12 protein-coding genes are annotated in these 11265 nt (G+C 70.7%); 2 read left to right on the plus strand and 10 right to left on the minus strand.

Translation table 11 applies throughout. The annotated features are described in order from the left end of the window. From VIM19_20435 to gmd, 5 genes are all read right to left on the minus strand, one after another. Positions 1-662, minus strand: a 662-nt coding sequence (locus VIM19_20435) for a glycosyltransferase (GenBank protein HEY5187204.1), incomplete at its 3' end; no start/stop codon positions are given. After that, positions 659-1786, minus strand: a complete 1128-nt coding sequence (locus VIM19_20440) for a DegT/DnrJ/EryC1/StrS family aminotransferase (protein ID HEY5187205.1) — start codon at positions 1784-1786, stop codon at positions 659-661. The genes VIM19_20440 and VIM19_20435, both read right to left, overlap by 4 nt. Next, a complete protein-coding gene (locus VIM19_20445) occupies positions 1783-2388 on the minus strand; it encodes an acyltransferase (GenBank protein HEY5187206.1) in 606 nt (201 codons plus the stop codon). The genes VIM19_20440 and VIM19_20445 overlap by 4 nt, the downstream gene beginning before the upstream one ends. Positions 2389-2521: 133 nt before the next feature. Continuing rightward, positions 2522-3616, minus strand: a complete 1095-nt coding sequence (locus tag VIM19_20450) for a glycosyltransferase family 1 protein (GenBank protein HEY5187207.1) — start codon at positions 3614-3616, stop codon at positions 2522-2524. A 22-nt stretch (positions 3617-3638) separates the two neighbouring features. Then, the gene (gene gmd, locus VIM19_20455) at positions 3639-4664 is read right to left on the minus strand and encodes a GDP-mannose 4,6-dehydratase (GenBank protein ID HEY5187208.1); all 1026 of its coding nucleotides are present in this window, start codon (positions 4662-4664) and stop codon (positions 3639-3641) included. 79 nt (positions 4665-4743) lie between these two features. Here gmd and VIM19_20460 point away from each other — a divergent pair, with 79 nt between their 5' ends. Beyond that, positions 4744-5700, plus strand: coding sequence for a GDP-L-fucose synthase (locus tag VIM19_20460; GenBank protein ID HEY5187209.1), 957 nt, complete (start codon positions 4744-4746; stop codon positions 5698-5700). A gap of 4 nt (positions 5701-5704) precedes the next feature. On the opposite strand, the gene VIM19_20465 is transcribed toward VIM19_20460, so the two are convergent. The 4 genes from VIM19_20465 to VIM19_20480 all read right to left on the minus strand — a co-directional run bounded on the left by VIM19_20465 (position 5705) and on the right by VIM19_20480 (position 10236). Continuing rightward, positions 5705-7048 (minus strand): lipopolysaccharide biosynthesis protein, encoded by a 1344-nt coding sequence (locus tag VIM19_20465; GenBank protein ID HEY5187210.1) that lies wholly within the window; start codon positions 7046-7048, stop codon positions 5705-5707. Continuing rightward, positions 7045-8001 (minus strand): hypothetical protein, encoded by a 957-nt coding sequence (locus VIM19_20470; GenBank protein ID HEY5187211.1) that lies wholly within the window; start codon positions 7999-8001, stop codon positions 7045-7047. Before VIM19_20470 ends, VIM19_20465 begins: the two co-directional genes overlap by 4 nt. Next, entirely contained in the window at positions 7998-9947 is a 1950-nt protein-coding gene (locus VIM19_20475) for a hypothetical protein (GenBank protein ID HEY5187212.1), read from the minus strand. Before VIM19_20475 ends, VIM19_20470 begins: the two co-directional genes overlap by 4 nt. A gap of 109 nt (positions 9948-10056) precedes the next feature. Continuing rightward, positions 10057-10236 carry a hypothetical protein gene (locus VIM19_20480; protein ID HEY5187213.1) on the minus strand — a complete coding sequence of 60 codons (180 nt, stop codon included), beginning with the start codon at positions 10234-10236 and terminating at the stop codon, positions 10057-10059. Positions 10237-10424: 188 nt separating this feature from the next. On the opposite strand from VIM19_20480, the gene VIM19_20485 reads away from it, so the two are divergent. Beyond that, positions 10425-10610, plus strand: a complete 186-nt coding sequence (locus VIM19_20485) for a hypothetical protein (protein HEY5187214.1) — start codon at positions 10425-10427, stop codon at positions 10608-10610. A 99-nt stretch (positions 10611-10709) separates the two neighbouring features. Here VIM19_20485 and VIM19_20490 read toward each other — a convergent pair whose 3' ends face one another. Continuing rightward, positions 10710-11204 (minus strand): hypothetical protein, encoded by a 495-nt coding sequence (locus VIM19_20490; GenBank protein ID HEY5187215.1) that lies wholly within the window; start codon positions 11202-11204, stop codon positions 10710-10712. Positions 11205-11265: the final 61 nt, after the last annotated feature.

Below are 11265 nucleotides of genomic sequence, written 5' to 3' on the forward strand. Positions count from 1 at the left end.
AGGCGGGGGTGGTTCTTGTGCGCCCACGAGGCGGCCGGATACACCGTGTAGGCGTCGGGCAGCTGCAAGTCAGAGATGTCCACCGGGCCCGCCGGAGCCGCCGTGACCGGCGCAAGCGGGACGACGTACACCTTCTCGGCCGGCAGAGCGAGCTGCTCGACGACGTCGGCCTTGGTCCAGCTGCTGCCGACAGCGACCGCCGCCGCTGCGCCGCACAGCGCTGGGTAGCGGGCCTCTCGGTCCGCGAGCTGGGCGGCGGTGAAGAGTTCCGGGAGATGCCGGTGCTGCAGGTCGTGCGGGTGGTAGATGAATGGGGCAGAAACCAGTCCGGCCGCCTGGAACGGGAAGTGCACCACATCGAAACGCAGGGCCTGCATCACCGTGTCGACCGACAGTGGCTGTGATCGGCCCGTTGCGGAGCGAAGCTTCCTGTTCAAGGCCGGCACCAACCGACTGGCCCGGCTGACCTCATGCACGCGGATCGCCGCACCGAGGTGTGGCGACAGCCAGCCCATCTCCCCCGCGCGCCCCACGAAGGTCACTTCCACGTCGGCCGCGGCAGCCCGACTCAGACCCTGTGCCAGCCCGATGACCACATTCTCGATGCCGCCCGCGGTACCGGGCCGCAGGCGGGCGTCGACCGCCACCCGCAGCGGCTTCACCGCCGGAGCCTCGAACAGGCCCGGATGGCCTCGCAGACGCGATCGACGTCGTCCTCGGTCATCCCGACGAACGTCGGCAGGTTGAGGCCTTGAGCGGCCAACCGGTCGGTGACGGCTAGGACGGCGTTCTGAGCGCGGGCCAGGTCCTCGTAGGGCGGCAGCCGGTGGATCGGCGGGAAGAACGGGCGGGTCTCGATCCCGGCCGCCTCCAGGTGTCCCATCAGGGTGTCCCGGTCGGCGCCGAAATCGGGTTCGTCGACCAGGGCACAGAACAGCCAGGGGCTCCGCTCGGTACCCGGCACGTTCGGCTGCAGGGTGAGCCCCGTCAGTCCGGACAGTCGAGCCTCGTAGGCCGCGAAGATCTGTCGGCGGGCTTGGAGGAACTCCTCGCGTCGTTCGAGCTGTGCGCACAGCAGTGCCGCGGCCACGTTGGTGAGGCGGTAGTTGTAGCCGACGATCGGGAAGTAGTAGCGCCGGGCCGGGTCCATCCCCTGCCCTCGCAGCAGCCGGATCCGCGCGGCCAGGTCGTCGTCGTCGACGGTGACCGCACCGCCTTCTCCGCTGGTGAACAGCTTGTTGCCATAGAAGGAGAACGTGCCGACGTCGCCGAGTCCGCCGGTGGCCCGACCCTGGTAGGTGGCCAGCGGGGCCTCGGCCGCATCCTCCACCATGTGGATGGCGCGGGGTTCGCACACGGCGCGCAGTGCGTCCATGTTCGCCGGCTGGCCGTACAGATGGACGGCGACCACCGCGCGGGTGCGAGACGTGATGGCACGTTCGACTGCCCCGACGTCGAGGCACCACGTGTTGGGGTCGACATCGGCGAAGACCGGCGTCGCACCCACGTAGTGGATGGCGTTGACCGAGGCGATGTACGTCAGGGAGGGGACGACGACCTCGTCACCCGCTCCGACGCCGAGACCGAGCAGCGCCAGGTGCAGCGCGACCGTGCCGTTGCTGACCGCGATGGCGTGGCGGGTGCCGCACAGGTCGGCGAACTCCTCCTCGAACCGGGCCAGGTACGGGCCGGTCGAGGAGACCCACGACGAGCGGACGGCATCGAGCACGTACTTCTCCTCGTTGCCGCCGAGGTTAGGAGCTGCCACCGGCAGGCGGTCGGTCATGAGGCGAACTCCTGACGGACGAGCGGCCTCGCCGGGATGCCCACGACGGTGGTTCCTGGCTCGACGTCGTCGACCACGACCGCCCCGGCGCCGACTCTTGCCCCCGCCCCCACGCGTCGGCCCTCGAGGACCACGGCCCGAGCGCCGACCAGGACCTCCGCCTCCAGGACAACCCCGCCGGACAGAGCGGCACCCGGGTTCACCACGCAGCAGGAACCCACGTACACGTCGTGGCCCACGGTGGCGTTGTAGTTGATCAGAGTGTGCGCCTGCAGGACAGCGTCGGTGCTGACGACCGCGCCGGAAGCCACCACGGTGCCGCAACCGAGCGTTGTTGCGGGGTCGACGTCGGCGCGGGGGTGGATCAGCATCGGCCAGCGGTCATCGTCGAGCGCGGCGAGGCGCTCTGCCACCCGACCCCGGATCCTCGGTGTGCCCATCCCCATGACCGCCTCGCCACCGAGTTCGAAGAGCTGGTCCTCCAGGGCCGCACCGGCTTGCCGGATCGCGTCCCAGCGCAGGGCGAGCGGGTCAAGCAACCGAGCCAGCCGACTCATCTCGCGGGCCAGGCCAGACTCGCCGAGCACCCACAGCGTCGTCACGGGGACACCGTGCATGCGGGGCCCGACCCATCGGTGCGGAGCAGACGGAAGATCACGGCTAGGTGATCGACCACCCAGCACCCGCCCTTGAGCCGAACGGGTGAACGTGGGCGGGCCGAAGCCTGGTCGAGGGTCAGCACCAGCTGCGGCTACCGAGCAGGACTTCCCGGTAGAGCTCCGCGGTGATCCGAGCGGTGCGCGACCAGGTGAAGTCCCGAACACGCAGCAGCCCCGCCTCGCGAAGCGACCGCCTGAGCGCGTCGTCGCCAAGGACCCGTTCGAGGGTGACCACCAGTGCGTCTGCGTCACCGACGGCGAAGTACTCCGCGGCTTGGTCCGCGATCTCCCGGAACACCTCGATGTCGCTGGCCACGACCGGGCATCCGGTAGCCATGGCCTCGACCACCGGGAGGCCGAAGCCCTCGTACCGGGACGGCACGACGAGGGCGATGGCCGAGGCGTAGAGGTGGGCCAGCCCCTCGTCGGACACGCAGACCTGTCGGACCCGACCGGCCAGTCCGAGCTCCTCGACCCGGGCGCGCTCGGCTCGGCTGAGGCTCCCACCGCCGACGGCCACCACGGACAGCCCGGGTGCTCGCAGTCGGGCCAGAGCCAAGAGCAGCGTGTCGAAGTCCTTGTAGCCCTTGCGTGCGCCCACGAACACCACGAACGGCGGCGCTGGCGTGCCGGCGAGCGATCGCGGGTGGAACGTGCTCCCGGGGGCAAGGGGAGCAACAACCATCGGGACGTCCTGGGGGCCGTACAGTCGCAACAGGTCGCGACGGCTCGCCTCAGAGACGAAGACCAGCCCGCTGCTCTGCTCGACGTGCTGACGCTTCGCCCAATGCGGGTTGCCCCGGGGAAAGTACTCGGGCATGAGCTCAGGGATCATGTCGTGGATGGTGCTGACTCGGGGAAGCCGCCGGTCCCCCCGAAGCACGAACGGCGAGTAGTAGGTGTGGTGAACCAGGTCGGCTCCCCGGCCTGGACTCTGGCTGACCGGGAGCAGCTGCGAGGCCCGGCCGAGTGCGCGTGGCACGACCACGCGAGGCCCCAATCCGGCCTCGGCCAGGTGCTTGGAGGCGACCAAGCGAGCGGGGAGGGACGGGATCACTCCAAGGCTCGGCTCGCGGTGGTAGGTGCCAACCAACTCGGTGAAGTACCTGGAGATGCCCCCGCGACGCTCACGGCGGAAGATCTGCGCGTCGTAGGAGACTCGAACGCTCACCCGTCCGCTCCGACCCGTACGCCTACGGGCTCACTCGAGCAGCTCGGCGGGTGTGGTCGCCGCTGAGTTCTGCCTCGAGCTGCGCCCTGTCCGCATCGACCATGATCCGCACCAGGTCAGGGGTGAGGGTCTGCGGCTCCCAGTCCAGGACCTTCTTGGCCTTGGCGGCGTCCCCGATGAGCGAGTCAACCTCCGACGGGCGCAGGTAGCGCTCGTCGAAGCGCACGTGCCGCTGCCAGTCCAGCCCGGCCCGCTCGAACGCGAGGGTGACGAAGTCGCGCACCGTGTAGGCGGTGCCGGTCGCGACCACGTAGTCGGTGGGCTCGTCGACCTGCAGCATCCGCCACATCGCCTCGACGTACTCCGGGGCGTAGCCCCAGTCGCGCACCGCGTCCAGGTTGCCCAGGTACAGGTGCTCCTGCAGGCCGGCGGCGATCCGGGCGACCGCCCGGGTGATCTTGCGGGAGACGAAGGTCTCGCCGCGGCGCGGTGACTCGTGGTTGAACAGGATCCCGTTGACCGCGTACATGCCGTACGCCTCGCGGTAGTTGCGGGTGATCCAGTACCCGTAGACCTTCGCCACCCCGTACGGGGAACGCGGATGGAACGGCGCGTCCTCGTTCTGCGGCGGGGAGGTCGCTCCGAACATCTCCGAGCTGGACGCCTGGTAGAAGCGGGTCTGCAGGCCGAGGCAGCGGATCGCCTCGAGCAGCTGGGTGGTGGCCAGCCCGGTCACGTCCCCGGTGTACACCGGCATGTCGAAGGACACCCGCACGTGCGACTGCGCACCTAGGTGGTAGACCTCGTCCGGGACGATCCGCGACAGCAGCGACACCATCCCCGCCCCGTCGTGCAGATCCCCGTAGTGCAGGTGCAGCCGGCGGTCCGCCTCGTGCGGGTCCTGGTAGATGTGGTCGATCCGCTCGGTGTTGAACGACGACGAGCGTCGGATCAGCCCGTGCACCTCGTAACCCTTGGCCAGCAGCAGCTCGGCGAGGTACGAGCCGTCTTGTCCGGTGATCCCGGAGATCAGCGCCTTTGTGGTCACGCTCTGGTCCTCGGAATGTGGGACCGCCCGCTTGAGCCGTTCGGGTGAACGCGCGGCCGCGCCCCGTACCCTGGCCGGCATGGCCAGCGAGCTCGGACCCCTGCCCCGCGACGCCCGCGTGTACGTCGCCGGGCACCGCGGCCTGGTGGGTTCGGCGGTGTGGCGGCACCTGCAGGCCGAGGGCTTCACCGACCTGGTCGGGCGGACGTCGGCCGAGCTGGACCTGCGCGACCGGGACGCCACCTTCGCGTTCTTCGCGGCCGAGCGGCCGCAGCACGTCGTGCTGGCGGCGGCGAAGGTCGGCGGCATCCTGGCCAACGCGACCTACCCGAACGACTTCTTGTCCGACAACCTGCGGATCCAGGTCAACGTCCTGGACGCCGCCCTCGAGCACGGCGTGACCCGGCTGCTGTTCCTCGGCTCCAGCTGCATCTACCCCAAGCACGCCCCGCAGCCGATCCGCGAGGACTCCCTGCTCACCGGCCCGCTCGAGCCGACCAACGAGGCCTACGCCATCGCCAAGATCGCCGGCGTGCTGCAGGTGCAGGCGCTGCGTCGGCAGCACGGTGTTTCGTTCATCTCGGCGATGCCGACCAACCTGTACGGGCCGGGGGACAACTTCGACCTGCAGACCTCGCACGTGCTGCCGGCGCTGATCCGCCGCTTCCACGAGGCCACCGCCGCCGGCGCCCCCGCGGTGACGCTGTGGGGTAGCGGCACGCCCCGCCGGGAGTTCCTGCACGTCGACGACCTGGCCCGCGCCTGCCTGCACCTGCTGGAGCGCTACGACGACCCGGCCCCCCTCAACGTCGGCGTCGGCACCGACCTGACCGTCCGCGAGCTCGCCGAGTCGATCGCCGAGATCACCGGCTTCGCCGGCCGCATCGAGTGGGACACCGGCAAGCCCGACGGCACCCCCCGCAAGCTCCTCGACGTCACCCGCCTGCAGGCCCTCGGCTGGAAGCCCGAGATCAGCCTCAACGATGGAATCCGGGCGACCTATGGGTGGTACCGCACCCGTCTCGCGCAGGCTTGACCGCTCAGGTCGCCACCGGCACCGCGTGCCTGCCGCTGAGCACCCGTCGGGTGATCACGATGGTCGGCACCAGGCTCACCAGGACGTGCGCGATCACGCTGCCCCACACCGGCCCGGCGACGCCGATGTGATGGGCCAGCACGATCGACAGCGGCAGGTTCAGCGCGGCCATCGCGAGAGACAGCACGATCTGGATGCGGATCACCAGGGCTGCGTTCATGAGCATGTTCGCCGGGATGAGCAGCGTGGTGTACGCCGTCCAGACCACGAGGCCGACCAGCAAAGAGGTGGGCGGCACCAAGTCGCTACCGACCCACCAGCCGACGAACGCCGGTGTGACCACCAGCAGCGTCAGCGACGCCACGGCGGAGTAGCCGGCCAGAGCGAGCGTGAGACGGCGGAAGGTGCGCGTCACCCAGGGCATGTCGCCGCCGGCGAGCGCCTCCCCGAAGGCTGGGAAGACCTGGCCGAGGGTCACCACCGCCAACGAGCCGACCAGGGTGATGATCCGCATGTTCACCGAGTAGACCGCTGCTTCATGGGCCCCGAGGGTCGCGGACACGACCAGCATGTCGCTTTCGAACGCGACGGCGATCGCCACGCCCTGCACGAGGAACAGGGCTCCGGCCGTCCGCAGCTGGCGGAAGGCCCGCCCTGAAACGAGGTCGCGGCGCGGGCGCAGGTCGGGGCAGACCCGGTTCATCGTGACCCAGGTCTGGAGGGCGCTGAACAACCGCGGGGTCACGCTCGCCGTGGCTATGACGGCCAGCAACGTCCCGGACAGGTGCGCGGCGAGCCCCGTCGCGGCGAGGCTTACGGTGCTCGACAGCAGCGACCAGCCGGCGGCTTGGGTACCCCGTTGGGTGGCGGTCAGGACACGGTCGCCCAGACCGAGCGGAAGGCCCAAACCGAGCGCGATTCCGAACACCACGACGGACGCGGCCGCGTCCGCCGCGGGCAGACCAGGCAGGCCGAGCAGCCGTGGCCACGGCAGGACGAGCCCCGCACAGGTGACGATGGCCGCGAGGACCAGCCCTAGCCCGGACAGGGCCCACCACGCGGTCGATACCAGCCCCTGGGCACTTGCACCGTCGTTTCGGCCGAGGGCATGCGCCAACCGTGCGACCAACCCGCCGCCGATGCCGAGGTCGGTCACCACGGCGACACCGGCCAGGCTGGTGATCGTCGCGTACGCGCCGTACTGCTCCGTCCCGACGCCCTTGATGACGATGGGGGTCAGCACGAGGGTCGCCACGATGCCGATGCCGCGGGACGCCAGACTCGCCGCGCCGGCCCGCAGCAGACGGCTGCCGCGGCCAGCCGCGGCCATCTGTGTGCCCGTGGTCATCCTCGCGGGTCGGCCGGCTCAAGCGCGGCAGCGGTGCGGTCCGGGGTGAGCAGCTCACGCACGTCGACCTTCGGGAGCGCCGCCACGATGCGTCGCTCATCGTCGAAGCTGATCGGCCGGTGCGCGCCGTCCTCGCCGTGGTTCTCGCTGAACCTCAGGGGGCGCCACAGATCCGGCGCAGAGCGCGCGGGCAGCCCGTCCGGTCGGCGCGAGGACTTCACGAGGAACGCGTTCGTCCCCTCGCGGTTGACCGCGACGAGGTCGTAGCCCCGCGCCGCACCCCAGACCTCGACCCCGGCCAGCGACACCCCGTGGTGCAGCCAGGAGAAGTGCTCGACGCGACGGTCGAAGCCGGCCCGGTAGGGGACGGTGACGGCGTCGCGGGGACCGTAGCGGGCGTTGTACTCGATGACGACGATCCACGGGTCCACGCCGGTCAGGGCGTCGAGCAGGTACAGGTCGATCCCATCGACGTCGATCGACAGGACCCCGATCTCACCGCGGACTCCGGCGCCCGTGACGACCGCGTCCACGGTGGAGGGCTCCAGCCAGGCACCGACCACCCGTACCGCCCCAGACCAGACCTCGCGCAGCGTTTGGGCGTGGGACACCGCAACCTGGTCCCCGTCGATGGCCAGCCCGGTCCAGCCGGTGCGGGCGAGAAGCCGGGTATTGCACTCGCGGTAGTCCTCGACGCCGATCTCCACGAAGGTCCGCGGGATGCCCCGGAGCTGATCGATCAGCGCGGCGAGGATTCCGTCCTCGCCCCACTGGCTGAAGACGCGCAGGTCGGGCTCGGCATCGGGCAACCTTTGCGCGAGGGCGAGCTGCGCCAGTTGAGCCTTCAGGTCGTCCATGGACTCGTCCAACCGGGCGGTACGGCTCGGGAGGCCGGCCAGAAGCCACCGGTCCCGCAGGGCGCCCATCCGGCTGCGCAGACTTGCCACCTTCACGCCCCTTCGGTGCCACCTGGGCGTCCGACCGACTGGTCGGACCTAGGTGACATCGTCGCGATCGGGACCTGAGTTGACCGGCCAAGGCCAAGCAGACCTCGTCGGCTGCCCACAGCGAGGACCCGCTGGCCGTCGACTGCTGGTGCGGACCGGTGTAGGGCTCGGCCGAGGACGACGACGCCAGCAAGGCGCGTCCGACCCCCGCCCTGCGTGCGCCGCAGCACGAGGGCGCTGCCGCCTCGACGGCCGGCGGGAACGTTCCCGATCAGGCGTTGCCCAGGAAGCAGGTCGGAGCGCAACAACCGAACCCCCCAGAACGTCCCGGTAGCGGATCCGGCTGTCCGCCGGCGCAGCCTGCCGCGCGCACCACCCCGCCCGACAGTCCACAGCGGCACGCGATCCTCGCCCCTTGCGGTCGCGTGCCCCACGGCGTCCCCGCCGGCTGAGGCGGTGGTGGGTGCCACGATCACCCGAGTCAAGGTGGTCGACGGTGCCGCCAGGGCGGTGAGGACGCGGATCCGGACGGCTTGTCCGGGGGTAAGGACGACCTCGGCGGCGCACCCGCCACCCGCACCGGTCGCGGGCGCGTCGAGCCGCCGCAGGGGATGCCGCGAAAGCACGTCGTCCCCGCGCGTCACCTCCGCAACGGCGGGTAGGTCCAGCTGTTCGGCGGTGTGCACAGTGACCCGAAGCCGGCGACCGTCGGCGGGCAGGCCCTCGGGGGCTCCGATCTTGAGCAGGAGATCGTCACCGGGCACGGTCTCCAGCCGGGCGAGCACTCCGTCTGCCGGGTCGGCCACCAGGCGCGCGCTCCACGTCTTCGCGAGGTCGTCCGACGCGGCGATTCTGGCCGCCGCCACGCCCACCTCCTCAGGCAGGCCGGACCGCATCCCCTCGCGCAGGTTGCGAGCCGACGGGATCCCTCCCGCGTAGATAGCGTCCGCTGTGGCGCGCCGGACGGCTGGCGCGGCGGAACCGACCAGTTCGGCGAGTTGGCGCGCCTGGCGGAGGACGGTCTGCTCGGAGAATGGGCCGAGCAGAGGCTGCTGCGCACGGGCCAACGCGGTGAGCCGCTCGGGGGACCGGAGCAGTGCCGCCAGCTCGTGGGTGAGGCCCTGCCAGTCGATGAAGACCCCGCTGGGTGCACCGTCCTTCGTGCCTGGGATTCCCGCCTCGCCGGCGGCTACGCCTCGCTCGAGCACCAGGCAGGGGATGCCGAGGGAGATCGCCTCGAAGGGGATGTAGTGGCTGTGCCTGGGATCCTCGTGCGGGTAGACCATGACGGACAGGGACGTGAATCGCTCCCAGTACTCCCGTTCCCCCAAACGCGGCACCACCAGGAGGTTGCGGGCCGCGTGCTCGAACTGCGCTCGGTGAGTCTCGGTGAGGCCGAGCAGCGCAATCCGGCGGTCCGGGACCGCTGCTGCTAGGCGGACGATCTGCGGCAAGTAGTCGGTCGGGTTCCCGAGTCCGCCGAGGTAGATCCCCACGTCTCCATCCGGCGAGACGAGACCTGTGGTCCGCACAGGTGGTTTCGGCACAGCAGTCCGTAGCAGCCTGGTCTCGGGCAGTGCACGGCCGAGTGGCGAATCCAAGAGGCTGGAGAAGATCGGCACGCCGACGATGCCGGACAGCAGCCGAGGGTCTCGCGGGGGGTCGTCCATGCCCGGCAGTCCGGGCACGTTTCCGAAGTGCCGGAACAACACGACACCGCGGAACCAACGGCGCACCGTCAGGGCGACGTCCAGTCGGGTGGCCACCATGATCGCGTCGTAGTGGGCATTGACCGCCGCGGCCTCGGCAGGACTGACCCGACCGCCGCGGGCCCACAGCCGCAGGCACCTCCCGGGCGCCACGGGTGCGTCCACCGTGTCGTACTGATCGTCCGACGGGTACTGGACGAAGTCCAGCTCACGTAGCGCTGAGGGGTCTGGCTCCTCGGGCACCACGTCAAGGCCGGCCTGACGGAGGATGGGGACTTCGGCGCGCACAAGAGTGGGATGACTGATTGCCCAGAGGACCCGCGGAGCCTCACGGCGATGAGCGAAACCGCCGTCAGCCGTGCTCACTCGGCAACTCTATAGCCACCGTTGAGTGGCTCTCCCGGTCTGCCAGCCGTCCGTGGATCGGCTCGACCGCGTCGACCTTGGCCGCCCAGGTCTGCTGCGCGGCCCACTCCGCGGCGGACCGGCTCATGGCCCGCCACCGGTCCGGGTCGCTGACGACGTCGATCATCGCGTCCGCGAGGGGGACCGCCAGGTCGGGACATCAACGCCAGCCTTGCGGGCAACGGCGTCCGGCACAGCTCGCCCGCTCCGTGGTGGTTCAGCACCGCGAGCGGTAGCCCGCGCGCCGCGGCTTCGAGACATCGGCCACCGAAGGAGTCTCGCAGGCTGCTGAACACGAAGCAGTCCGCGGAGTCCATGAGGTCGAGCACCTCGGTCCAGGGGCGTGGCCCCAGACGGTGGACCGACGGCCCAAGCCCGAGGTCGGCGACCAGCGACGCCACCGAGTCCCGGGCGTACATGATGACCGAGTACATCCCGGCCACGGCGCGGGACACGTTCACCCACTGGGGCACCGACGTCTGGAGCGCCCCCGCCCACTGAACACGGACCAACCGGCAGCACGAATTGAGTGGGGCGCCGGTGAGCGCCATGGGTGCCGATCCACGGCTATCCGCTCACTGGCGCTCCACTCGCTGGCGGTCAGCCGCCGTTCGACGCCTGCGGGACACCGACCGGGGCCGGGTCGCCCTTGCCCATGCCGTCCTCGACCGCGGTGACGTCGAGGTTCTTGTCGAACTTCACCGTGACCAGGGAGCCGCCCGCCTTGGTCAGGTGCACCTCGTCGGCGGCGTCACCGGCGTCGGTCTCGACCCGGTAGACGGTGCCGCCCGCAACGGCGGCCCCGGCCTTCGTCGTCAGCTGAGCGGCGAGGTCAGTGGACACCGACTTCTCGTCGCTGCGCACCGACGTCGAGCTCTTGGCGTTGGCCGGCGGCTGACCCGGGGTGGTCCCGGTGGACCCGGACGATGCGGCCGCGCTCGGGGTGGTCATGGTGTCGGTGGTCGCGGCGGACGCGCCCAACGTGCCCGCCAGGATCCCGCCGGCCACCAGGCCCGCGGCGAGCAGTCCCGCCGCGGCACCCACGGTGCGGCCGCGACGCGAGCGGCCCGGAGCCGCCTGGTTGTTCTCGGTCATCTGTCGGCCTCCTGTTCCGGGCCACCGAAGGGGTGGGTGACCACCCGAACCAGGCTGCGCC

The sequence above is a fragment of the Actinomycetes bacterium genome, from assembly GCA_036510875.1.
In the GTDB taxonomy this organism is placed as follows: domain Bacteria; phylum Actinomycetota; class Actinomycetes; order Prado026; family Prado026; genus DATCDE01.

Excerpts from the sequence above, each read along its gene's own strand:
- VIM19_20460 (HEY5187209.1), top strand. The coding sequence starts at position 4,744 with ATGGCCAGCGAGCTCGGACCCCTGCCCCGCGACGCCCGCGTGTACGTC.
- VIM19_20490 (HEY5187215.1), bottom strand. The coding sequence starts at position 11,204 with ATGACCGAGAACAACCAGGCGGCTCCGGGCCGCTCGCGTCGCGGCCGC.
- VIM19_20440 (HEY5187205.1), bottom strand. The coding sequence starts at position 1,786 with ATGACCGACCGCCTGCCGGTGGCAGCTCCTAACCTCGGCGGCAACGAG.
- VIM19_20485 (HEY5187214.1), top strand. The coding sequence starts at position 10,425 with ATGAGGTCGAGCACCTCGGTCCAGGGGCGTGGCCCCAGACGGTGGACC.
- VIM19_20465 (HEY5187210.1), bottom strand. The coding sequence starts at position 7,048 with ATGACCACGGGCACACAGATGGCCGCGGCTGGCCGCGGCAGCCGTCTG.
- VIM19_20480 (HEY5187213.1), bottom strand. The coding sequence starts at position 10,236 with ATGATCGACGTCGTCAGCGACCCGGACCGGTGGCGGGCCATGAGCCGG.